This window comes from Chitinophaga qingshengii (genome assembly GCF_014529935.1).
Taxonomy (GTDB): Bacteria; Bacteroidota; Bacteroidia; order Chitinophagales; family Chitinophagaceae; genus Chitinophaga; species Chitinophaga qingshengii.
The window spans coordinates 387,193-411,005 of record NZ_JACVFC010000001.1 but is presented as its reverse complement, the minus strand read 5'-3'; the positions used below and the strand labels follow the sequence as shown (position 1 = coordinate 411,005).

Sequence of the window (23,813 nt, the reverse complement as noted above, 5' to 3'; positions counted from 1 at the left end):
ACAAATGTTTGCTGTAATTGTTTATGGTGCTGGTTTTCAGGGTGTTTGCGACGGTTGGCTGAAAAAAATATTTCAGTAAAATATTTGGAGAAATGAAATGAGTGCTTATCTTTGCGCTCCCTGATCACAATATCAGTTGCCCAGATGGCGAAATTGGTAGACGCACTGTGTTCAGGTCGCAGCGCCTGCAAGGGTGTGCTGGTTCGAATCCAGTTCTGGGCACTAAAGTGGACAAATCGAGATTTACTTCGGTTTGTCCATTTTTATTTGGGGGGAAACCCGCGTCCAGTGTGTATATCAGCTTGACAGCTTCGTTGAGCCGTGCGGTTCGATAATTGATTCCGTCAAAAGTGAGTTTTTCCGGGAAAATCGAACCAATGATTTGCCGCTTCTTCTTTACATCTCCATCTTTATAAAGCTGGTCAAGGATTACAAGGGATTTTACAGCTTTATCCAACAAGGATTCTATATTATTTGTATTCTTTGCAGCCTCCATTAATTTGGCTTCCAGTAGCATAATTCTTTTTTCGCTCTCGGCTTTGATTGCCTTATAGTCGGAAGCATCGATTTCTTCTTTTAATAGCAATTTCCTTGCTTTTGCTATATCATTTTGAGCTTCATTTAATTGATCGGTAATTTCCTTTGCCTCACTACGATGCCCTTTCGCTTGGGCTTTATATGCTGAATTAACTACCACTTTGTAAGATTCTGCCATGCCTGCGCGGGGAACAAATTTGCGCAGCTCTTTTGAAAAAAGATCATTTGCCGCTTCTGCTTTGAAACGTGCACCGCATGATGATTTACAATGATAGTAATAATAAATTCCGTTTCTGCCCCGTGAAGCACTACCCGTTAATAAATGACCACATTTAGGGCAAAGCAGATGACCGCGTAGCTGCATGATTTCCTGTGAACCGACTTTAGTGCGGTAATTCTTTTTCTTGCCATCCAGCAGGTCTTGTACTTCGTAAAATAATGCTTCTGATATAATTGGCTCATGCAAACCGGGTACATGAGTACTTGGTTCATCCTTGTAAGCAGATAGATAAATCTTCCCGCAGTAAACTGGGTTTCTAAGTAGATTCCAGAAATTAGTTTTACAGCACTTAATGCCTTTCAGGCGGGCTTCTCTATAAAGTTGCTCCACTTGGTACTGGCCGGTTACCATCATATTGAATACCCATTTCATAATACCGGCATATGGTTCTACGGGGGCTATGTACTTGCGCATATCCTCCGTTATCTTATTAGCATATCCAACCGGCGCAGGCCCCATCCAACGGCCTTCTTTTTTAGCCCTACGCATCCCATATAATACATTTAATGCTCTCCGGTCGTTCTCCACTTCAGGGGCTGCCAGATATACTGCCAACATTATTTTGTTTTCCGGAACAGCCATATCTAACGGTTGTTCTATGGCCTGTGGCTCTATTCCTAACCTACGCAGAACGTTAATCATTTGGTAGGCATCACCAGCATTACGGCTAAATCTATCCCATTTGGTGAATAGGATAACATCTATCTGGTCTTTCCGCTTTTTCAGATCTAAGAGCGCATTACGCCACTCCGGCCTATCAAACGTCTTGGCAGAATGATCTTCAAAAATCACCTTGCGAATAGATATTTGGTTATTATGGCAATATTTGCGTAATCTTTCCTCTTGGTCTCTTTGGGAAAAACCTTTGTCTGCCTGCTCATCAGTGCTTACACGGATGTATAAATCTGCCTTCATCTTCCTAAATACGTGTTTATGGCTATATTAGCCAGTTTATACATAAATTCCAGAATAATCTTAGCTTCTTCTATTGTTACATGTGTACCATGTTTTCCTAGTATTTCTACTATTTTTTCGGGGGTAATTGTCTCCATTTTACACCATCACATTAATCAGTTTCACAAAACCCTATGGAGGGAAATATTTCTTCATAACGAATATAAGTATTTTGTTTTGTTAATTTATGTTTTACCTAAACTTTTTTATAAATTTTACTAAATTTTATCGATATTTACTAGTATTGACAATAATTAGTGTGTTTTGATACAATTTAAACTATAAAACAATGATTGCGATAAGATTGTTATATATTTTGTATACAAACGAGCATAAAATCGAATAAAAATGAGTAAAACCTATAAGGTTAGCTATAAAACATATTTCAATGAACGGCTTAAACAAGTGTCCTTTCATGGAAAACTTACTTATCCGCTATATATACAGATAACATTTGACAGAAAGACGATCTTTTTTAAGAGCTACTATTTTGAACTATTTTCTAAACCCCGGTATTTTTTATCTGTAGCGGGTTTGACAGGTGGGCCTTCTATTGAAGATATTATTAAAAAAGAAAATGCGTTAATTGATTTCATTATTGACAAAAACCTATCAGACTTTTCTTTAGACCTGTTTAAACAGGAATATGCCTACTATAGCAAAGATCTATGTGACGTAACAGAAGAAGGTTTTATTGATTATATGTACGTCTTTTTTCAAGATAAGGGAATGCCGGCATTCGCTGTCATGGTACAGCAAGGTAGCAGATTTCGTATTGTCTATGATGTAGTACGGGATATGAAAAGGGCTTTTAATAAGCCCTTGTATGATGAATTGGTAGAAAATTCGTTTTATTATGCCCCGCCATACCTGCCATTATACGGCTTTATGCAGCAAACAAAGAAATGGCCTATATTAAGCCTTACTGTACTGGAATGGGAAGATGAAAAAACAAAAGCCCAGTTTGCGGACTATGTACAGAAATATTATCCCAATATGGATTTAAAAGAGGTAATGGAACAGGTGAATAAATGGCTTGATCACTTAAAGAAGGAAACGATATAGAAATTTACTCGCAATAGTTTATCATTTCATCTATTATCATTACAAGTTTACATAAATGGAGCATTTGAAATTTCAAACGCTCCATTTCGCCTATCCCCCCTCTACAGTCCTCATGCTCCGCTTTTCTTCTGGTTGGCTTCATCCATTACTTTATCATAAAATGCCTGCCGGTGTTCCCTAACGTCAATCAGGTGGCCCGCTTCAATTAGTTTTTCGAGGTGTTTTTTTATGCTTAGCATGTCAAAATCTAAGGTTTCATCAAAGAATGTTCTGCGGGATATGCCCATAGAAAACAATTCCCGGAGTAACTCCCGCCATTCCCCCAGTGTGAGAAAGGAAAAGAATTTTCCTAACACCTGATAGGGGTTTAAAAACTCTTTATAGGCAAGGCTTCTAGGGAAATTATCCCATACTTCACGGTAGGCTATGGTTTCGCCCTTGCTCTGCCTAATCCATGCGCAAAATAAACGGGGGTTCATCAAGTCCATTTCTTCCTCATCTTCGCTTTGTATGATGATCGCCTTTCTTCCCCGATTGTCCAATTGTTCAACCAAAAAGGCGGCTTCAATCAATGATTCCGTTCTTTCATAAAAGAATTGCAGCCCGGATGCCGATAGCTTGCTTGGCTTTTCCTTACTGGTTGAACATAACCACTTATTCAAAATTTGCCTTGCCCGTGGCATATCATGTGCCGAGTAATATTCGTGTATTACTTCATGAGGATCGCGTATTTCCTCGGTTGTTAGCCGCAAGGGAAGGTTATCCCATGCGCGGGAAGTAGTAAAATACATAACTGGCGGATTTATAAGTTAGAAATGCTGGTTTGTGACTTCATGCAACCGGGAAAGGCTGTAAGGATGCGCCCCCCACTATCCGTCAAAACGGTTAAAAGGCTGGTGGGGAGCTGGTTAAAGTCGTGCCCTATTATTTTTCCGGTATCAACAACCCTTTTAAGGTAAGTAGCGCCGGTAATCTGTTCAACCGGCTCTGTATTGGCATCCCGCAGTAAGGCCAAGATTTCAACTACTGGAATAGTAAATTTACTGACATTGGGATGTCTGGGAATTTTAAAATGATGCCTTTCCATAATATGAGCCAGCGCCCCTACCGTGATATAATAAGACTTGCGGAACAATTTTTTCCTGTCCTTCATGGGTACGCCGAACATAGCAGCGTTAACCAGTTCATTCAGCCAGTTTTGCGTGTCGCTAAGTAGGAAAACCAGCCTTAGCCACTCGTCTTCATTAAATGGCGGGCTTAGGTGAATCTTTTCTGTTTCTTCCATAGCTTTAATTTTGGAGGATTCTTAAACATGGATGCAAGATCAGATGTAATAAAATCATAATCAATTCGTTATTAGCATAGTTTATGGGGATAATCAAGTATTTTATCAGGTAAATTATCCGGGATAAAAGCATATTTTAGCAGTAGAAAAATCTTATATTTGTTACATGAGCATTACTACTATGAATAAAAGCATCCATGAGGGCCGGAATATCAAGCGGTTCCGGGAAATGTTGAACATGACCCAAGAAGCTATGGCGGCTGATTTAGGTGATGATTGGACGCAAAAAAAGATTTCCTTGCTTGAAGGAAAAGAGAAGGTTGAACCTGAAATTATTAATCAAGTGGCAAAGGTGTTAAAAGTGCCTGCTGAAGCCATAAAAAATTTTGACGAAGAAACAGCTATCCAAAATATTCAGAATAATTATGAAGGTGCTGTAATACATGGTGGTCCTACAGTTAACTATAAATGCACGATCAATCCAATGGACAAATGGCTAGAGGCTATGGAAGAGAATAAAAAGCTATACGAGCGCCTGTTGCAGACAGAGCGTGAAAAGGTTGAAATGCTGGAAAAGCAGCTGAACGAGAAGAAAAAATAATATAGTTTTTACCCCTATTCGGGCGGCATCGCATCTAATAACTTTATAAATATTTTCACTAATTATATAAATTGAAAAGGGGGTAAAAGCATACCTTTATACCAGATAGCCATGCATTATAACTTATGATAATATTTCTATCTTTGTAAGTAATTGAGATGAAAAAAAGTAAAACCATACAGTTAAAGGCAATTTTCTTGTTGATAGTGTTTAGTTTAAACACCCTGGTGGGATTTGCCTGTGCTGTTGGTTTAAATATGGGATTTCCTTCAAAGCATCATCATGATGAAGGAGCTATCACTCCTGTCCTTACTACACATTATCATAGGGAGGCAACTCATCACCATGGTAAAGAAATAGCAAAAGCAGGTAAAGCAGCTGATGATGATAATTGTTGTAACAACAATGTAATAGAATTTTCACAGTTAGATAAATTACTCGCACACACTGTAGATTCAGGTATTGAAACGCCTGTTGTGCTGGTGCATCTTCATTTTTTCTACCAGTCTTACTTACCTTATTTTACTCAGAGCAGAGAGCAAGCGCCGGTCCTTCGGCCTTACATATCAAGCTCTCGTGGGATACGTGTATCTATTCAGTCCTTTCAGATTTGATTTTTGCCATAAACGGAAAGGTTCAAGCTATATACGCCATGTCTCCGATGCATCGCGCTATGTACTAATTCTATTATTGCAAAAATTAAATCTATTTACAATGAAAACGTTCTTTGTTTCAGCAATCTTATTTGCTTCCCTTTCAGTTTCAGCAATGGCCAATAATATTGGGGCTGTTCACGAAACTCCACTTTCCCATTTACTCACATTGTATTACAATATCAAAAATGCTTTAGTAAGTAGTGATGCTAATACTGCGGCAAGTCAGGCCGGTGAATTTGTAAAAGCCATAAACGGCATAGACATGAAAGCACTTTCAGCAACAGATATGAATGCCTTTATGCCATTACAGGAGAAACTGACCTTTGACGCAAAACACATTTCAGAAACTAAAGAAATCGGCCATCAAAGAGAGCATTTTCAGTCATTTTCAAATAATTTTTATAAGCTGGCCAAAGCCGTAAAGCTGTCTGATAAACCTGTTTACCAGGACTATTGTCCTATGAAAAAGGCTTACTGGTTGAGTAGTGAAGCAGCCATTAAAAACCCTTATTTCGGCAACCAGATGCTTACCTGTGGTAAGGTAAGTGATACAATAAAGTAATAGGTGGATAGTAAAGTCAGCATCTATACAGATATATCTGTATAGATGCTGTTAATCAATTGATTATCATTAATATTAACATTAAAATAATGAAATATCTTCTTTTAATAATAGCAATTGCCGTCACTATTTTCACAGCCTGCAACAATAGCAATAATAATTCATCAAAAAAGGGCAGTGACAAAACACAAGCCAAACAGGAAGCTCCGACAGTGGCAGCAACAAAAGCGACAACTCCGGTAAACGACATTCTCGCCGGTTATTTGCAATTGAAAAATGCACTTGCCAATGATAACGGAAGCGATGCCGCTGCAGCAGGTAATACTATGGTAGGGGCTTTTCAGAAATTTAATAAATCAGTATTAACGGCAGCACAAAAGAAGGTCTACGAAGATGTTGAAGATGATGCCAGGGAACATGCAGAGCATATTGGAAAGAATGCTGACAATGTGCCTCATCAACGGGAACATTTTGATATGTTGAGCAAGGATATGTATGAGCTGGTAAAAACCTTTGGTGGCGGGCAAAACTTATACCAGGACTATTGCCCAATGTTCAATGACGGAAAAGGTGCTACCTGGCTTAGTGAATCAAAAGAAATAAGAAATCCGTATTTAGGAAAGAAAATGCCCACCTGTGGCACAGTAAAAGAAGAGCTTAAATAAACTCAACAATATGAGCCGCATAAAAAAAATGCTGTTGGGATTATTGATAGGATTTATTGCTATACAGTTCATACAACCTGCACGTAATAGTAGCGTGCAGGTCTTACCCACCGATATTTCGAAGCAATATAGCCTTCCCACAAATGTACAGGCTATTCTAAAAACTGCCTGTTACGATTGCCACAGCAACAATACACAATATCCCTGGTATTCATACATACAGCCGGTTAGATGGATGTTGGATAGGCACATCAGACAAGGAAAGGAAGAACTTAATTTCAGTGATTTTGGTTCTTATACGGCTAGAAGGCAGAGAAGCAAACTAAAATCAATTGAGAACAGTATTCATGACGGTACCATGCCGTTGTCTTCTTACACATTGATTCACAAAAATGCAAGGCTGTCGCAAGGGGAAAGGGAGCTGACAATGGATTGGGCGCGAAAAACAAGGGATAGCCTTTCATCGAAAAATGAATAATTATGTTTAAACTAATTGGTAAAGGCATTGTGAAGATCGTGAAAGCTATTTTCATCAGGAAGAAACAATGCTGCCAATAGAAAAAAAATGAAATGAAATATATAATAGTAGTAACACTATTGCTTTTGACCGGATCATTTACATGGGCACAACAGGAAAAGGGCAGACAGCAGCGGCAATCGATCATATACACCTGCGTCATGCACCCGGAGGTACAAATGAATAAGCCTGGCAACTGCCCAAAATGTGGTATGAAGCTGGTTGTAAAAAAAGTAAAAGCACCTGTTTCTCAATCCAGGCAGAAAGTAATGCCAAAAGATACGGTCAAGCCAATGCCCATGAATATGGGTAATAAGGACACCATGCAAATGCCTGTGCAGGGAAATAACAATGCGGTACAGCCTACCACGTACACTTGCGTAATGCATCCCGAAATCCATGCTACCAAACCGGGGAATTGCCCTAAATGCGGTATGAAACTGGTAAAGGAAAAAACAACAAGTTTACCTCCGGTTAATTATCACCATGATAATATGCAAATGCCAATGAAGGACAGTACCGAAAAGATGGGCAATATGGACAGTGCAAAAATGAATGGAATGGATATGGTGGATAATGGCCTGCTCATGGAAAATATAAAAACGGCAAAAGCTAATTTAGGGCCAGTGAAAACTATTGCAGCCACAATGCATCCTCGTACTGTCCGGTACGATTTATACATTGCCGATACCGTTGTAAATTTTTCAGGTAAATCCAAGCGTGCTATTGCGGTCAACGGCCAGATCCCTATGCCCACGCTTACCTTTACGGAAGGAGATACAGCGGAAATTTATGTTCATAATAATTTGAACGAAGAAACAGCCGTGCACTGGCATGGTTTGTTTTTGCCCAATAGAATGGACGGGGTGCCTAATCTTACCCAGATGCCTATTAAGCCACATACAACGTATTTATATAAATTTCCCATCATTCAACATGGCACCCACTGGTATCATAGTCATTCAGGCTTGCAGGAACAAATAGGAATGTACGGCGCCTTTATTATGAACAAAAGAAAGGAATGGGATATTCCTACGCTCCCCGTTGTATTAAGTGACTGGACTGATATGAGACCGGGAGAAGTCCAACGTAGCCTGCACGCTGCGACCGACTGGTTTGCGATAAAAAAGGGAACTACCCAAAGCTACGCGGAAGCCATACGAACTGGCCACTTTAAAACCAAAGTCACCAATGAATGGAAGCGCATGAATGCAATGGATGTAAGTGATGTGTATTATGATAAATTTTTGATAAACGGGAAGAACCAAAATGAACAGCCTCAGTTTAAAGCTGGCGACAAAGTAAGATTACGGATAGCCAATGGCGGTGCTTCTTCCTATTTCTGGCTTAGTTACGCCGGAGGTAAAATAACGGTGGTAGCTAGCGATGGTAACGATGTGGAACCAGTGGAGGTAGACAGGTTAATTATAGCCGTATCTGAAACCTATGATGTAGTAGTAACCATTCCAGAGAGTAAGAGTTATGAGTTTTTGGTAACACCGGAAGACCGTACCAAATCAGCTTCTTTATGGTTAGGCAGCGGAGAAAAAATACCTGCCAAAAAACTGCCAAAGCTCAAATATTTCGCCGGCATGAAGATGATGAATGACATGATGGACATGAAAGGCGATTTAATACCGATGGAGGGAATGGAAATGCGTAACCAGATAATGGATATGAATACCGTTATGTATCCTGAAGTAACCGGGGAAGAACAACTCAGGAAGGGAAAGAAAAAGGATACGACCAATAATATGCAGGGAATGAATATGACAGCGGAAACGCCGGATATTGTAACGCTGAATTATGAGATGCTCCGCGACCCTAAGAAAACCACCTTGCCTCCGGGACCATTAAGAGAGCTGCACTTCACTCTTACTGGGAATATGAATCGCTATGTCTGGAGCCTGGATAATAAAGTGGTTTCGGAAAGTGACAGGATTCTAATTAAGAAAGGAGAAAATGTAAGACTTATCCTATACAATAACAGCATGATGCGACATCCTATGCACCTGCATGGCCACGATTTCAGAGTGCTGAACGGACAGGGCGAATATGCTCCTATGAAAAATATCATAGATATGATGCCGATGGAAAGAGATACCATAGAATTTGCCGCCAACGAACCAGGAGGCGACTGGTTCTTTCATTGCCATATTCTATACCACATGATGAGTGGCATGGGCCGAGTTTTCAGGTACGACAACAACCTACCCAATCCTGATATACCCAATCCTAAACTGGCACAACGGAAGTTGTTTGCTGATGACAGGATGGTCCATCCAATGGCAAGGGTTGGTTTGGAAAGCAATGGAAGTGATGGTGAAATCATGTTTGCCAATACAAGGTATCGTTTGCAAACTGAATGGCGGATTGGTTATAACCAGCATCACGGCTATGAAAGTGAAAGCCATTTTGGTAGGTATCTAGGAAGGATGCAATGGCTATTTCCATATATAGGCTGGGATTTCCGTAAGCGTATATTAGATGACCCGTTTGAAAAAAATCTGTTCGGACAATTACTTGCACCAAAGAAGAATTTATTTGGTCAAACCAATACAAAAAATTTCAGGCAGGTAGTTCATGCTGGGGTTGAATATACGCTTCCTATGTTAATAGTAGCGGATGCCTCTATTGATAGTGAGGGCAAATTGCGTTTTCAATTGAAAAGAGAAGACATAGGCATAACAAAACGTTTGCGGTTTAATTTCATGGCGAATACTGATAGAGAGTATATGTTTGGCTTCAGATATATTGTAACTAAATATTTCAACCTTTCCACGCATTTTGACAGTGATATGGGATTGGGCGCAGGAGTTACTATTAGCTATTAAGGAACTGCTTGTATCATGTAAATGAATATTGGTGACTGATAATGTCTGACCTCATAATTTAATATTTTATCAATTACAAATTAACTTGGCATGAAAAAAATAGCACTAATAATATGTATCAACATCCTCGCCACAGCAGCATTTGCGCAAAATAAGGATATAGACGCAGTAAAGGCTGTGCTGAAGGAATACAATAATGCAATCGAAAAATTGGATGTTGCAGGAACTGAAAAGCTATTTACCAGCGATTCAAAAATTTACGAATCTGGAGGCAGCGAGGGGAATTACGCTCATTATTTAGAACATCATTTAAGCCCGGAGCTGAAATCATTCAAGGTGTTTAAATTTAACGAGTATAAGATAGATGTACAGTTGAATAGTAACTATGCCTTTACAACAGAAACGTATAATTATGTTATCATACTTGCTAAAGATAACGCGGAAGTCAAGCGAAAAGGTGTGGCAACTTCGGTTTTAAAGAAAGAAAATGGTACATGGAAAATTATGATTAATCACAATTCATCAAGGAAATAATTATTATGGAACATACACCTTATCATCATATTTATTGCGATAAAAGCATATTGATATAACGTATTGCTGAATGCAGGGCTGTAAACTTCCTGTAAGTTAGCAGCCCTGGTTTGGTATGATGGCAATGATTGAAAGTAAAAATGACCGTTCAATCTTTTTCTTATGCGAAGGAATACACAATTAATATTCATTTTACTATTATCTGCGCTTGTAGCAAGAGGCCAGGAAAACAGTAAGTCAATTTTACTGGCTATGAACAAACAGGCAATAGCAATCGATGTAGTGCTGGCGCAAATGAACATGAGTTTGAAAAAAGATCGGCATAAGGAAATTTTGCTGGAAACTAAGGACATTGAAACCTCTTTGTATTCTATTGAAAAAGAGGCTAATGTGTTGCCTTTAGAGAATTCCGAGAGCCTTTTAACCATCATCCGGGAGTTTAAAAATCGTCTGGAAACGGTTAAAAGGTTGGTCAGGAAAGGCAGCTTATTTGATAAAGATAAACCGCTGGATGCTGCCTGTAAACAATTGAATATCAGTCAAACAGCTTTGCACGATTTCCTACGAACAACTTATTCCGGCATTTTAACAACCACGGAAAAGGGGAAAGCTGTATTACCTGATACTATATCGCTAACACAGAATTCAGTAAAGTCATCGCCGGGGCAGCTTGATTCTCCTTCAAATGAAACTGATCCGCAGGTATTAAATAGCATACGAAAAGCACAAAATGATATAGCCAGATTTATCGACAGCTTGCATTGGGCCTTAAAAAAGGAACAAAGCAGTAAAGTAGCAATTTGCGCTAAGGACATAGCTAACCTGGCATCAAAAATCGAAGATCTTACCTTACTGCTCAAAGATGAACAAAAAGGAAATATAAAAATGCTGGCATCCGGTTTAAAACAATACGCCGATAAGTTGCATGAAACAGCTCATAAAGGAAAAGCAACACATAAACAGCAACACGAAATTACTGATTTAATAGAGAACAGATTCGGCACGCTTTCTATAGGGATAGGTATTCTAAAGTAAATTATAATTTCAGGGTTATTCCACATAGCCCCTCTTGCGTATTAGTAACTGTCGGGGCAATCAAATTTAACTTTAGCAAATTAAGGAGGTTGTCCGGCATAAAATAGTATATACCTGTCTTATGCGCCAGGACGCTGCCGAATGGCTTACATTAAGAGCAGGCAGGGCTATTCAGCCTGCCTGCTCTTAATGTAAGCAGTATCCATTATCCTCTTTATGCCCTTTCCTTGTTGGGAGTATAGATAGTTCCACGCCTTTTTTATCCTGTCATTTTCTAACTGTTGCATTGTTATTTCCTTTTGATTATCGCTCCAATGGATACTAAATTTGTACAAATTAGTTAGGAGTAGCATTATTACCAGCCAAAGGAACCAGCGGCCAAAAACAACCCTATAAAACAATTTTGCATCCTGTTCCGGGAAAAGCAATAGCTGGAATTTTCGTATCACGTTTTTAGACTGTCCGGCAACCGTCAATTTCATGTCTATAATGCCTTTTTTTACAATGTCCTCAATCGGCTTGGTATCTGTTGAAATGTCGATTCCCTTCGGCTTGTCCAGTTTCCCTTCAAACTCGGTAAGTTTCCCGGATAAACTGTTGACTGCTTTAACCAGGTCATTAACGGTTTTTGTGTGTAACTTTTGTTCCTCCGTAAATTCCTCCAGTACCAGTTCTAAGATTCCTCTTTCAATATCTCCTGCTTTTTTGGTGGTATCCATAAAATTGTAATTTTCTGATTAATGATTAAATTCTGTGGGATTTCTGTTTCCTCTTTCTTCGCTTGATGCCCTCTTCTGTCAACTCATAAGGCAAATAGTTTGATGTGTCTACAGGCTGTAGAAGCTGTTCTAAAAGGCTGCTCAATTCCTTTATTACCGGAACAATGGGCGAATGTTCAATATATGCCGCCCGCTGCGTTTCGCGGAGCATCCTTTGAGCAGGGGATAACGTTTGTTGTTTTGTAGTATCGCAACGGATAGCTACTTCGTATATTTTTTGTTCAGCCTGTTTAGTTGCCAGCTCTTGTTTCAGGGCTAAAACTTTTTCTATTTTTGCCAGCGAAAAACCTACCTCACTACCTTTTACTTTTACCTTCTTATCATCAATAAAGGAAATCCCCCGGCCTTTAATCAACTTGTACCCTAACGCCTGCATCCTCTGCTCAAATTCAGCATAGCTATACACCTTCTCTAAGGTCTGCCGAATATCTGTTTTCAGTTTTTCCTTTCGTTGATCCTGCCGGGGTAATAGCCTGTCTTTAGGGGATAAAAAGGCGCGGGGGCTTAATACTTCCTGTAGCTTGTATTGCTTTTCCAGTTTTCGGCAAAGGGCGGCCATTCTTTTATAACTGTTACTGTCGCTGGCGACTTTGCTGTTATAACCTACACGATTGGCAACAATGTGAATATGCTGCTCGTTGGTATCCTTATGCAGTACGCAGATATATTGGTTATCTGCTACGCCAAATTCTTTGGCGCACTCACTACCAACTTCTATAAGCTGGTTTTTAGTAAGTGTCTCTCCGGGAGCCAGCCGTAAGGAAAAATGAAATACCGGCTTTTCCACCCGTTTGCTAAGTTTGGCAACATCAATAAATTGCCCGGCCAGATCTTTTAAATTCCCAAAACATTTGTTGTAGCTCAGAACTTCTGCCCGATTCTGGTGCTGTAGATTATCCTTTAGGGAAAGTTCCTGTTTCTTTTCTTCAGACAGTTCCTTTTTATCCTGCAAACAATAACGGATACATTCAAAAAAGGAACTTCCAGTACCTACATAGCCGATCATTGGAAATAAGTTTTAATTTTTGCCGCCAATGTTTTTAATTCCCCTGATTGTACTTTCAGGTTGGCACGTTCAAGCGGGCTTAATTCTTCCTTCCCGTTTCGCTTTCTGGCGATCTGATTAAGGTTTGCTGCCATGTGATTGAGCGTGCCGGTTAGTTCCAAAACTTCTTTGGGTAATGCTTTTTCTCTCCTGTCAATTTTTCCGGTCATGCTTATTTCCCGCAGGTATTCGGAAACTGAAAGATTAGCACTTTTGGCGTTTGCTTCAATAACACGTCTTTCATAAAGACTGCATTTCACGGCCATTAATTGATCTTTTTTCACCGCTTTTTTGGGGCGGCCTCCCTTGTTCTTGGTCTGTGCATTCTGCTGCTCCATATCAACCTCCTCTTTATTTTTTGAATGCGATAGCATGAAAAAAATCCTCACCGAATGCGATAGCATGAGGTGAGCCAGCCGTTTTGGTTTTACCAAAACATAGCTGGCTACCCGAACGTCAAAGCCGCTTGCTTATCCGCTGGCTCTCTCTTTGGCTGTGGTGATGGTGAATAAGCCAGTCGTTTAAATCCTTCCGGCTATCGTAAAAGTCGCTTCGGTCTATATACTTGTTACCATCCCATTGCATAGCTTTCTGGGTGTGATTCATTCCGGCATTATCCCGGTCTAAAATCAAGTGTACCTGCTTGTATTGTTCCATCAGTGAGCGGCTTTTTTCAAAGAAAGAAAGGGAGTTTAAAACAAGACAATTTGTCAAGGGGGCCTGTTGGTTTCTATTGATAGTACAAAAAGAAAGGAAGCTAAAGAAGCCCTCAAAAACGGCTATTTGTTCAGTATGGTTGTCTACAAAAGTTATTTCCTTCGGGGCGCTGCTACCCTTAAAATTTTCGTTCCGCAGTTCATATCCTCCGGCGTTGTTTTGAAAACCGATAACGGTATGCTTCTTCCCATACAAAAGAAAATCCACCTCTTTGCAAAAACGGCTGGCAATTTCTACCGGGATACATCTTTTTTGCAGGTAGTCCAGCAGGGATTGTTCTTTAAGGGGGCGAGTGTCCAGTATAACAATTTTGCTGTCGGAGGTATCTTTCTTTTCACCAGCAAAAGAAGCGGGGGCCGGATGCTGGCGGCCCAAAGAGGTAGGCGGGTGAAAAGAAAAAGCCGGGGCGGAGCGGTTTTGCGATAAGCATTGTAGGAGGTCGGCTACACTACAATTAAAATAAAGCGTTCCAAAGTCCACCAGATTGCCACCCTTCCCGGTTCCGTGATCGTACCAGACGTTTAACTGCCTGTTAACTTTGAAGGAAGGTGTTTTTTCATCCCGCAACGGGGATAGATACCAATAGTCTTGGTTTCTTACCTTTTGGGGTTGATGACCCAATGAGGCCAAATAATCCACAAGATCAATTTGTTTTGCTTCTGCACACATTAAATTTTTCATATACACGTTTTCAGGTTCACAATAATTATGTACAAATAGAAAAACGGCCTGCAAGCATTGGTTTTTAGACCAAAATGCTTGTAAGCCGTTCTAAATCAGTTAAAAAGTGGTTCGAGAAAAGTACACTCCGGTGCACACAAGAGGCTTGTAAGTAATTGGCTTACAAGCCTCTTTTCATTTAGCCGGATGCCGTTTTTTCCGCTTTCTCCTATCATTCCCGATACCATCTATCGGTTCCTGTAGAATTCTATATATTTGATTGTTACACCAGGGTTTATCGAATATTTTTGTTTATTATGGATGCAGGTGAATTATTGAAAGAACATATTGCCAAACTTGCATCGCTTACTCCAGCGGAGTTTGACTATTTCTTTAGTCATTTCAAGCCGCTTTCGTTTAAAAAGGGGCAGGTAATCATTCGGGAAGGCGATAAAGTCGACAATGAATATTTTGTTGTTTCGGGTTGCCTGAAAACATTTTTTATCAACGGCGATGGAAAGATGCACATCCTGCAATTTGCGATGCCTACCTGGTGGGCATCAGACTATGATGCATTGTATACCCAGACAAAAGCCACTGTCAACCTGGATTGTATTACAGACGTGGAACTGCTGAGTTTATCCAATGCCGATCGTGAAAAGCTCTGCAGGGAGATCCGTCAGGTAGAATATTTTTTCCGCTGGCGTACCAACAGAGGCTATGTGGCTGCACATAAGCGGCTGCTTTCGTTTATGAACAATGATGCCAAAACCCGCTATGAAGAACTGATGAAATTATACCCCCAGTTGTATAACCTCGTTCCCAAACATTTAATTGCCGCTTACCTGGGGGTGTCCAGGGAAACTTTAAGCCGGCTTTACAACTCGCATAAGAATGTGATGTAAGTCACCTGATCAACCGGAAATCCTATTGTTACTTTGTATCATAAACATTTAAATACAAAGCAATAAAAACGCAAAAAATTAACATCCTTCTTCCGGAACCCGGCGATACGCCTATTTACATATCGTCCTGCCGGGAAATGCTGAAAAATTGTGAATGACAAGATCGATGTTGTTCTCCTGGCTGCAGTAAACAGTTCAACTAAATTTTTTATATTCAACACAATGTGGTATCAAACAAAAGCAACGGAGTTATTGGGTATTGATTACCCTATCATGCAAGGGCCATTTGGGGGTAATCTCTCGTCAGTGCGGTTGGTATCTATGGTTTCAAATGCCGGCGGATTGGGTGGTTATGGCGCATATACCAATAGCCCGCAGGAGATTGTGGAGATAGATCAGCAGATAAGAGCCGCTACCGATAAGCCGTATAATCTCAACCTATGGGTATCAGATACGGATGTTACCGGAGCAGTTACCGATGAACAGTATCAACGGGTGGCCCAGGTGTTTAAGCCTTACTTTGATGAATTAGATTTACCTGTGCCTGCTAAGCCCGCACCTTTTCAATCCAGGTTTGAGAATCAGTTGCAGGTAGTCATGGACATCCGGCCCAAAGTATTCAGTTACATGTTTGGTACACTGACGGAGGATATACTGGAGCAATGCCGCAAAAGAGGGATCATTACAGTGGGAGCGGCCACCACTTTGGATGAAGCCATAGCATTGGAAGCAACCGGTACGGACATGATCATCGCCTCTGGATTTGAAGCCGGCGGGCATCGCCCTTCGTTTCTGCGCCCCGCGGAAGCTTCGATAATGGGTACTTTTGTACTGGTACAACTGATCCGGGAGAAAGTGAAAGTTCCCGTTGTAGCGGCTGGAGGAATCGCAACCGGTGCCGGTATCAAAGCAGCCCTGACGTTAGGGGCGGACGCCGCGCAGATAGGAACAGCTTTCCTGGCCTGTGAAGAATCCAATGTATTGCCTATTCATAGGAAAATGTTGTTCTCTGAAAAGGCGAAATACACCGCATTAACACGCGCATTTACCGGCAGGCTCGGACGCGGACTAACCAGCAGACCCGGAGAAGAGACGAAAGGAAAGGAAGCCGGATTCCTGCCTTTCCCGTTGCAAGGGCAGTTTATGTCGTCCCTGCGAAAAGCCGCTTTAGACAGAGAACAGTGGGATATGATCCAATTTTGGGGTGGACAGATCGCTCCCATATTGAAGCATAACAGGGCAGACGCGTTAATGCACGCGCTGATAAAAGAGACCACTGCTTTATTCGCAAAATGATCCACCGGCAAAAGTTCAGCCGCAGAAAAGGACGTTTTCTAAAAATAAATTTGGTGTACTTATATGCAGGCAGGTAGCTTTGAATTGAAATCAAAAATCAGGCAACAGCATTAAAATGAATGAAAACGATACCAACCGGCTTTCACGGCTAACTGCTATCTTAACACAATTGCAGACAAAGCGATTGTTGACAGCGACCAGTCTTGCTGAGAAATTTAGTGTCAATGTAAGAACCATCTACAGAGATATCAGGGCATTGGAACAGGCCGGGGTGCCTATTCTTACAGAAGAAGGAAAAGGGTATACGCTGATGGAAGGCTATAAAATTCCGCCCGTGATGTTTTCTGAAAGCCAGGCCAATGCGCTTATTCTGGCGGAGCAACTGGTGCTGAAAAATAAAGACACTTCTTTTGTAAAAGATTACACCGAGGCTATCGATAAAATAAAAGCAGTGCTAAGACAGCCGGAAAAAGACAAAGCCAACTTACTTGCTGACCGTACCCGTTTCGAGCAGAATATAAATAGGGAAAGAAACAGTAATAATATATCGCAGCTACAAAATGCGCTGACTAATTTTCGCTTAATAAAAGTGAAATACAAGAACGAACAAAATAAAAGCTCAGACAGGGTCCTTGAGCCTTTTGCCCTGATCAGCACCAATGAAAACTGGTTGCTGATAGCCTGGTGCCGCCTGCGTAAAGCATTCAGGTATTTCCGCCTGGATAGGATTGCCAGATTGGAAATTCTATCCGAAAATTTCAAACCGCATAAAATGACGCTGCAGGAGTATTTTGATAAATATTACTGATTTTTTATACCCCTGACATAAGGCTGTCGCAACCCCGTTTTAGGTTTGCACTATCAATAACAAATTAATAGTCAACAAAAATGGAAAAGCAGACTTTCGACCCTTGGGCATGGGGCAAAAACACTAATTCAGTACAGGCAGTAGAAGTTAAAAATGTGGCAGGAACGCTCTATTGTTCCGGACAGGTAGCGATAGATGCCAATGGGATACCAAGCAGTGCGGACATGCGTTTGCAGCTTATTCAAACTATTCAGAACCTGGAACAACTGATCAGCGAATCAGGTTATGAATGCAGGAACATTGTAAAACTGAACGTGTATACTACCTCTACACAGGAATTTTTTACAACCTGCATGGATGTGTATGTGCCTTTTATTGAAAAGTACGGTATCCGGCAAGCCACTACTTTATTGGGTGTGAAAGAATTATTTGCTACGCTGACGGTTGAACTGGAAGCAACAGTGGTTAGATAGGTATTGGGTTAACATCCTGGAATAAAGGCCGGAGATCATCTCCGGCCTTTATTTTTACGCATTATTCATTCACCCAAAGGCTCCATTGCGCATCAAATTTGTACCATTTGCCGTCTGAGCCTTCCCATTTCCAATCTGGTACTTCGCTCCATTGTTTACCATCGGCACTCCACACAAGTTTGCCCTGATGGATTTTAAGCCACTTACCCTCTTTATCTGCCCACAGGCCATCTTTTACCGCCGCCCATTGCTTTCCGTCTGCACTCCACCACAGGTCTGCCTTTTTGCCCAGTTTGTACCAGTATGTTTTTCCATGCTTCATACCGGGCCATGTACCGGCGGTCGATTTTACCCATGAAACCGCGGGTGTATATAAACCGGGGAGGAGGTTGCTCCCGGCCATTGAAATGTCTGCTTTACTGATGATGAGCAGGCTTACGAGAACAGCACTAACGAATCTGAATGTCTTTTTCATAAATTGTTATTTGAATTTTGATTATACGATAAAAGGTTTTACGATAGCCAGCACCTGGTTGGCTGTAAGCGGTTCGTCGAAACTTTCGCTGGCGGCGTTTGCATTCACGAAGTTCAGTATGTTTACCCCCGCCTGTGTGGTGAGTTCCTCGCCGTTATAGTTTGCCTGGACAGCGCTGCCAATGCCGCCGGTGTCATTTCCGGTTATCCAGGGTTTCACGTTAGCGCCTCTGGCCTTACGCATCTGGCGTATGTGAGATGCGTGCCTTGCTTCAACCGAGTGGATTTGCAATGCTGCCGTCAGCACCGCGTGACTGGAAATTAAATCCCCCGCTCTGCCTTTATAGGCCCTGACTCCGGTGTCTTCAAAAGCCTGTGCTACCGCCAGGAAAGTGTCATAGTTGGTGAATACATTGGGAAAGGTTCCTCCTGCCGTAAAGTCAAATGTAGGTTTCGATACGGGCGTTGCGCCGAGCGAGTTAAGCGTATTTTTCAAAAATGTAACGTGAGCGTTTTCATGGTCCCTGATGGTATTGATAGCACCCACAGCAGGAGTACCCGAAGGAACAACGCCTGACGCAGCGCCTTTGGTATAAAACTCCGCTTCCAGGTATTCAAGTGTAAGTGCATAATTAAGAACGGAAGAAATATCGCTGGTGGATTGTCCATAGGCCGTTTTAAACATACTGCCCAATGCGAAAGGCACAGCGGCCATAGCAATTTTGCCGCCTAGTTTTGCGAACTGCTGCATAGCGCCCCGCCTGGTATCAAGACGGTCATGCACTTCCGGGTCTATTTTTTCGATAGCGGATATAACATTCAGAAGATTCATAAACAACGTTTTTAGGATGAATAATCGGGCTTCAGGAAGTTGGGAGATTTCCTGCGTAGAGTTTCGATTTAAGGAACACGCTGGCTGTCGTTAGTACATCCGCGGGCTTACTGGCAAGGTCGAGGCCATTCATATCAATAACGGTGTTATCGGCGAAGGAACCATTGCTGATAAGATCGCGTATTAACGCAGCATGGCGGGCTTCAACCGATACAATCTTACCTGCCAGCAGCAGGTAGTTGCTGTCTTTGATAAGTTGTCCTGCCCCGTTATACGCTGAAACGCCAAGATCTTCAAACGCCTTTGAGGTAGCAAGCACACTATCGCGGCTTCCGAAATTTACGGATGAGAAGTTAACCTCCAGGCTTTTGATCGCCATTGCCCCTAAAGCAGCCTTGAAAAACTCACGGTGCGCTATTTCATGATCACGTATGTCTGTCAGCAACGACTGCTCATTAGCTGTCATTCCGCTGAAAGGGCTGTTTATTACCTGGGTGTAGAAGGCCGCTTCCAGCTGTTCCAGTGCGTAAGCATAATTGAGTATCCCGATATCACCTGTTCCAAGGTCGATACTACCGGGAGGCATGTTATTATTATCGTCTTTGTCTTTCCTGCATGCTGCCAATACAGTAGCGGAAGTAGCGGCCAATCCCATATAAGAGAGGAATTTTCTCCGCCCCAACATTCCGGGCAATGGAAGGCTGTTATTGCCATTCGCTGGCAAAAGAGTGTTTTTGTTGTCCATAAATCAGATGTTAGGTTACATAATCATTTAAGGTTGCGTAGCAGCATGTTTACAGCTGACTCGTTTTCGTTCGTTGCTGTGAGATACGAGATATTTTCTCTAAAAGTTTGGTCCGGTTATTTTTTTTCAAAAAAATAAAGCCGCCTTCATAAGGCGGCTTCTGCATTTGAATCTGCTGACGTGAACAGCTGTCAGTTATTTATGATTTCACATTTCCGATCACGAACATCTGGTCCAGTGTAGGGGTGGCGCTTCCGCCGGCTTTTTCAAGGGTGATGGCGAATGCCTGTGCGCCGGTCACCTTTTTCAGGTGGCAGAGCGAAGAGCTGCAGTCTGCTATCATACCTGCGTCCACGGGTTTTCCATCTATCAGCGCCCACAGTTGATATTGTTTGCCGGATGGCGCCGGGGGAAGGTTATTGCTCATCAGGTAAACATCCCTGCTGTGCGTATCCCAGTACACGGTGGCGAGACTGCCTTCCTTTCCAGCAACGCCGGCCAGTGGTACTTTAATTACACCGGGCCCGGACATGACCTTCAGGTCGTGATCGAAAGCGGTTAATCGTGCCTGATAAGTCTGATTGACTGCCAGTACCTGTACCTGCTCTTTTTGAAGTGCGATATAGTCTCCCGTGGCTTTTGTGTATTTCCTGTAGAGATAAACATTCCCTGCGGTACTGACGAACAATGCAAGCAGCGAGGCGGCAGCAATATATTTAAAACGGCGGTTGATGACATGAACAGGTCCGGGCTTTACGGCAAATTCATTACCAAGAGATTGTAGTAACTGGTCCTTAACACCGGCGGGCGCCGGACGGCCGGTAGCTTCTGAAAACTCCCGGAGCCATTGTTCCCGTTCCTTTATTGCAGCAGCAATTGCAGGATATTCGAGACTCAGGCGCTGAAGTTCAGCAGCTTCTTCTGCGTCCGCCATGCCTAACACATAGCTTTCAATCACGCCACTTTCTATGTATGCCTTGATGTCCACGTTAAAGATTGATCTTTTTTTTAAGTTGTAATAATGCCGCCCTTAACCGTGTTTTAACCGTTCCCAGTGGTATTTGTTCTATCGTTGCGATTTCTTTTTGCGTATATCCCTCAAAGTAAGATAATTCGATGACGGTCTTATATTCTTCTTTGAGGGAATATACTATTTTTCGTAACTCCGGAAGGTCGGATGATGGCGGCGATTGGTCGGGCAACTGTGCATAGTCTTCAGTCAGACTATTGTTTAGTTTACTGTTTCGCCATTCTTTGCTGCGGGCAAGATCAATAGCGGTATTGCGGGCAATGTTGAACATCCAGGTAAACAGCTTTCCTCTGTCAGGATCATAGCTGTCTATCAAGCGCCAGATTTTTACAAACACTTCCTGCAAAATATCTGTCGCGATATTGGTATCAGGAATTATATTGTAAATGACACCATTCAGCGCTGACGAATAGTGATCGTACAGGTAGCTGAAAGCAGCCTGCTCGCGTTGCTTTAATCCGTTTATCAGTTGCTGTTCGGTATTATATGTTTGTGGTTCCTTCAAAGCCAGATGTATTCAAATGCGCATTTATTTACGAAATACATTTTTGAAAAGTTTGCCTGGAAAAAAAATTTCCTCCCATCGCTATATTGTTTCGGTTAATTTTCCAGCGACTTGAATACCAGATGCTGTAGAAATCCGACTAATGGCCTTACTGCTTTGGATTTACCAAAATCAGTCAGGCGCGGCAAGTGTTCTTTAAAGTACATCTGCCGGTGAGCGGTTTCTATTAAAGTACTCGCCAGGGAATGGGGGAACACAAATTCAGGGTTTAACTCCAGGAAGATCTCTGCAATACGATGACAAAGATCTTTATATGGCTTAAATAACATAGACTTATTGTCTTCCGTCACATTCTTTGTCAGGTATGCTTTGTCGCCCTCGCAGATGACTATGCCGTGTAAAAGGCTCTTGTCAATATGCTCTACAATAAATTTGTCCTGCACTTCAAAAGTCAGCAGCTTTATAACGATATCTATCTTTTCTTTCGGATGACGAAGGTTGTTGGTATGAAATATCAGCTGGTATTCCAGCCAAGTCCAGAACCAGGTGGTAATATAGGTGAGTAGCCGGTGCTTGTTTTCAAAATACCGATAGATGCTGGCCTCTGTACTTCCTACTTCAACAGCCAGCTTTTTAAAAGTAAAGTCCTCAAAGCCTATATCATGAATCAGCTTTATACTGTGCTTGATGATGTTACGGCCAAGCCCGGTACTGTCCGGATCTCTCAGGTAAAGGTTGGGATTCATTTTTATCTGCAACTGCAACTCCATACTTTATGAATTAGTTGGGCTAAAATACGATTTAATAGTAGATCGCTCGTATTTCATTAATTTACTATGTTTTGTAATAGTAATACTATCATTTTAAATAGTTTTTATATCTTTGCGCCAATTGTAGATTATGCTTGAAAATTTGAAAGTAGGAATTTTAGGGGGCGGCCAGCTGGGGGCAATGATAATGCGGCAGGCCATAGATCTCGGTCTCCGTGTTTCAATTATGGATAAGGACGCGCATGCGCCCTGTTCACATTATACGGCCGATTTCTTTTGTGGCGATCCGGCTTCTTTTGAAGCCGTTATGGAGTTTGGTAAGGACCTGGACGTTATTACAATAGAAAAGGAAGCTGTAAATATCAACGCATTACGACAGCTCGAAAAGCAAGGAGTAAAGATCTTCCCTGCGCCTGATACCATCGAAGTAATACAGGATAAATTTACACAAAAACAGTTCCTGCTGTCACATCATATACCGGTAGTGCCTGGCGAAGCCATCCAGGGCAAAAATGACTTGTACCGGTATGAAAATAAGTTGCCCGTCTGCCTGAAAAAACGTCGTGACGGATACGATGGCTATGGGGTGATGGTGTTAAAAACAAAGGAAGATATGGCAGCTGCGTTTGACGCGCCATGTGTGGTGGAAGAACTGGTTGACATTAAACACGAAATTTCCGTCATTGTAGCAAGAAATGAGCACGGCGCAGTAGCATGCTACGACCCGGTGATGATGGTGTTTTCTGAAGAGAAGTTCATACTTGATTACCAGATAGCGCCCGCTCAGATAGGAGAGGAGATGTCAGAAAAAGCTACCGCCCTTGCCAGGAAAATTGCAGATGCACTCAAACTGGTAGGTATTCTTGCTGTGGAAATGTTTGTCACAAAAGATAACCGGCTTTTAGTGAATGAACTGGCTCCAAGGCCGCACAACAGTGGGCATCACACGATAGAAGCCAGCATCACATCGCAATATGAACAGTTACTCCGTGCCGTACTTGGACTGCCACTGGGCGCTCCCGGACTTCGTTTCCCATCTTTAATGATGAATATACTGGAAAGCGCTACCTTAAGTACCGATAAACCGGGAAAACTAAAGCGTTTATTAGACATACCTGGCGCCCACCTTCACTGGTATGGAAAAGAAGGCAGCAGACCTGGCCGGAAAATCGGGCATGTAACTGTCACCGATAATACCATCGAAAACGTTATTGCGAAAGCGGAATCAATACGAAAAATTTTAAATTAA

Annotated in this window: 26 protein-coding genes, 1 tRNA gene and 1 pseudogene; 15 read left to right on the top strand and 13 right to left on the bottom strand. The window is 41.8% G+C overall.

The genetic code is table 11. The annotated features are described in order from the left end of the window. Positions 1-138: 138 nt before the first annotated feature. Positions 139-222 (top strand) — tRNA-Leu (locus ICL07_RS01540). Positions 223-955: 733 nt separating this feature from the next. On the opposite strand, the pseudogene ICL07_RS32765 reads toward ICL07_RS01540, so the two are convergent. Next, a pseudogene (locus tag ICL07_RS32765) lies at positions 956-1,732 on the bottom strand (recombinase family protein); the annotation flags it as partial. A gap of 387 nt (positions 1,733-2,119) precedes the next feature. On the opposite strand from ICL07_RS32765, the gene ICL07_RS01530 reads away from it, so the two are divergent. Further along, entirely contained in the window at positions 2,120-2,836 is a 717-nt protein-coding gene (locus tag ICL07_RS01530) for a hypothetical protein (RefSeq protein ID WP_188086187.1), read from the top strand. Positions 2,837-2,946: 110 nt separating this feature from the next. On the opposite strand, the gene ICL07_RS01525 is transcribed toward ICL07_RS01530, so the two are convergent. Both ICL07_RS01525 and ICL07_RS01520 read right to left on the bottom strand, forming a co-directional pair. Next, the gene (locus ICL07_RS01525) at positions 2,947-3,627 is read right to left on the bottom strand and encodes a hypothetical protein (protein WP_188086186.1); all 681 of its coding nucleotides are present in this window, start codon (positions 3,625-3,627) and stop codon (positions 2,947-2,949) included. A gap of 11 nt (positions 3,628-3,638) precedes the next feature. Continuing rightward, entirely contained in the window at positions 3,639-4,121 is a 483-nt protein-coding gene (locus ICL07_RS01520; RefSeq protein WP_188086185.1) for a hypothetical protein, read from the bottom strand. Between the two features lie 166 nt (positions 4,122-4,287). Between ICL07_RS01520 and ICL07_RS01515 the strand changes: the two genes are divergently transcribed. From ICL07_RS01515 to ICL07_RS01480, 8 genes are all read left to right on the top strand, one after another. Next, complete coding sequence (locus ICL07_RS01515) at positions 4,288-4,722, top strand: helix-turn-helix transcriptional regulator (protein WP_188086184.1); 435 nt, start codon at positions 4,288-4,290, stop codon at positions 4,720-4,722. A 158-nt stretch (positions 4,723-4,880) separates the two neighbouring features. After that, positions 4,881-5,336: a hypothetical protein gene (locus tag ICL07_RS01510; protein ID WP_188086183.1), complete on the top strand. Its 456-nt coding sequence runs from the start codon at positions 4,881-4,883 to the stop codon at positions 5,334-5,336. A gap of 100 nt (positions 5,337-5,436) precedes the next feature. Next, on the top strand, positions 5,437-5,940 hold the full coding sequence (locus tag ICL07_RS01505) for a DUF3347 domain-containing protein (protein ID WP_188086182.1): 504 nt from the start codon (positions 5,437-5,439) through the stop codon (positions 5,938-5,940). Positions 5,941-6,029: 89 nt separating this feature from the next. After that, positions 6,030-6,605: a DUF3347 domain-containing protein gene (locus ICL07_RS01500; protein ID WP_188086181.1), complete on the top strand. Its 576-nt coding sequence runs from the start codon at positions 6,030-6,032 to the stop codon at positions 6,603-6,605. 10 nt (positions 6,606-6,615) lie between these two features. Then, positions 6,616-7,083: a heme-binding domain-containing protein gene (locus ICL07_RS01495; RefSeq protein ID WP_188086180.1), complete on the top strand. Its 468-nt coding sequence runs from the start codon at positions 6,616-6,618 to the stop codon at positions 7,081-7,083. A gap of 92 nt (positions 7,084-7,175) precedes the next feature. Next, the gene (locus ICL07_RS01490; protein ID WP_188086179.1) at positions 7,176-9,956 is read left to right on the top strand and encodes a multicopper oxidase domain-containing protein; all 2,781 of its coding nucleotides are present in this window, start codon (positions 7,176-7,178) and stop codon (positions 9,954-9,956) included. A 90-nt stretch (positions 9,957-10,046) separates the two neighbouring features. Further along, positions 10,047-10,490: a nuclear transport factor 2 family protein gene (locus ICL07_RS01485; RefSeq protein ID WP_188086178.1), complete on the top strand. Its 444-nt coding sequence runs from the start codon at positions 10,047-10,049 to the stop codon at positions 10,488-10,490. Between the two features lie 252 nt (positions 10,491-10,742). Continuing rightward, the gene (locus tag ICL07_RS01480; protein ID WP_188086177.1) at positions 10,743-11,525 is read left to right on the top strand and encodes a hypothetical protein; all 783 of its coding nucleotides are present in this window, start codon (positions 10,743-10,745) and stop codon (positions 11,523-11,525) included. A 167-nt stretch (positions 11,526-11,692) separates the two neighbouring features. On the opposite strand, the gene ICL07_RS01475 is transcribed toward ICL07_RS01480, so the two are convergent. From ICL07_RS01475 to ICL07_RS01460, 4 genes are all read right to left on the bottom strand, one after another. Then, positions 11,693-12,244: a hypothetical protein gene (locus ICL07_RS01475; RefSeq protein ID WP_188086176.1), complete on the bottom strand. Its 552-nt coding sequence runs from the start codon at positions 12,242-12,244 to the stop codon at positions 11,693-11,695. 25 nt (positions 12,245-12,269) lie between these two features. Further along, positions 12,270-13,310, bottom strand: coding sequence for a relaxase/mobilization nuclease domain-containing protein (locus ICL07_RS01470; RefSeq protein WP_188086175.1), 1,041 nt, complete (start codon positions 13,308-13,310; stop codon positions 12,270-12,272). Beyond that, complete coding sequence (locus ICL07_RS01465) at positions 13,307-13,687, bottom strand: plasmid mobilization protein (protein ID WP_188086174.1); 381 nt, start codon at positions 13,685-13,687, stop codon at positions 13,307-13,309. The genes ICL07_RS01470 and ICL07_RS01465 overlap by 4 nt, the downstream gene beginning before the upstream one ends. Before the next feature lie 118 nt (positions 13,688-13,805). Continuing rightward, entirely contained in the window at positions 13,806-14,747 is a 942-nt protein-coding gene (locus ICL07_RS01460; protein WP_188086173.1) for a toprim domain-containing protein, read from the bottom strand. Between the two features lie 296 nt (positions 14,748-15,043). On the opposite strand from ICL07_RS01460, the gene ICL07_RS01455 reads away from it, so the two are divergent. From ICL07_RS01455 to ICL07_RS01440, 4 genes are all read left to right on the top strand, one after another. After that, positions 15,044-15,631 carry a Crp/Fnr family transcriptional regulator gene (locus tag ICL07_RS01455; protein WP_188086172.1) on the top strand — a complete coding sequence of 196 codons (588 nt, stop codon included), beginning with the start codon at positions 15,044-15,046 and terminating at the stop codon, positions 15,629-15,631. 222 nt (positions 15,632-15,853) lie between these two features. Next, complete coding sequence (locus tag ICL07_RS01450) at positions 15,854-16,927, top strand: NAD(P)H-dependent flavin oxidoreductase (RefSeq protein ID WP_188086171.1); 1,074 nt, start codon at positions 15,854-15,856, stop codon at positions 16,925-16,927. A 115-nt stretch (positions 16,928-17,042) separates the two neighbouring features. Then, complete coding sequence (locus tag ICL07_RS01445; RefSeq protein ID WP_188086170.1) at positions 17,043-17,735, top strand: helix-turn-helix transcriptional regulator; 693 nt, start codon at positions 17,043-17,045, stop codon at positions 17,733-17,735. 80 nt (positions 17,736-17,815) lie between these two features. Continuing rightward, entirely contained in the window at positions 17,816-18,208 is a 393-nt protein-coding gene (locus ICL07_RS01440; protein ID WP_188086169.1) for a RidA family protein, read from the top strand. 61 nt (positions 18,209-18,269) lie between these two features. On the opposite strand, the gene ICL07_RS32345 is transcribed toward ICL07_RS01440, so the two are convergent. From ICL07_RS32345 to ICL07_RS01410, 6 genes are all read right to left on the bottom strand, one after another. Beyond that, complete coding sequence (locus ICL07_RS32345) at positions 18,270-18,683, bottom strand: hypothetical protein (protein ID WP_246484955.1); 414 nt, start codon at positions 18,681-18,683, stop codon at positions 18,270-18,272. A 21-nt stretch (positions 18,684-18,704) separates the two neighbouring features. After that, positions 18,705-19,514, bottom strand: coding sequence for a ferritin-like domain-containing protein (locus ICL07_RS01430; RefSeq protein ID WP_188086168.1), 810 nt, complete (start codon positions 19,512-19,514; stop codon positions 18,705-18,707). A gap of 31 nt (positions 19,515-19,545) precedes the next feature. After that, entirely contained in the window at positions 19,546-20,259 is a 714-nt protein-coding gene (locus ICL07_RS01425; RefSeq protein ID WP_188086167.1) for a ferritin-like domain-containing protein, read from the bottom strand. 199 nt (positions 20,260-20,458) lie between these two features. Next, on the bottom strand, positions 20,459-21,247 hold the full coding sequence (locus ICL07_RS01420; RefSeq protein ID WP_188086166.1) for an anti-sigma factor domain-containing protein: 789 nt from the start codon (positions 21,245-21,247) through the stop codon (positions 20,459-20,461). Position 21,248: 1 nt separating this feature from the next. Continuing rightward, positions 21,249-21,794: an RNA polymerase sigma factor gene (locus ICL07_RS01415; protein WP_188086165.1), complete on the bottom strand. Its 546-nt coding sequence runs from the start codon at positions 21,792-21,794 to the stop codon at positions 21,249-21,251. Positions 21,795-21,889: 95 nt separating this feature from the next. Then, a complete protein-coding gene (locus ICL07_RS01410; RefSeq protein ID WP_188086164.1) occupies positions 21,890-22,564 on the bottom strand; it encodes a TetR/AcrR family transcriptional regulator in 675 nt (224 codons plus the stop codon). A 130-nt stretch (positions 22,565-22,694) separates the two neighbouring features. Here ICL07_RS01410 and ICL07_RS01405 point away from each other — a divergent pair, with 130 nt between their 5' ends. After that, entirely contained in the window at positions 22,695-23,813 is a 1,119-nt protein-coding gene (locus tag ICL07_RS01405; protein WP_188086163.1) for a 5-(carboxyamino)imidazole ribonucleotide synthase, read from the top strand.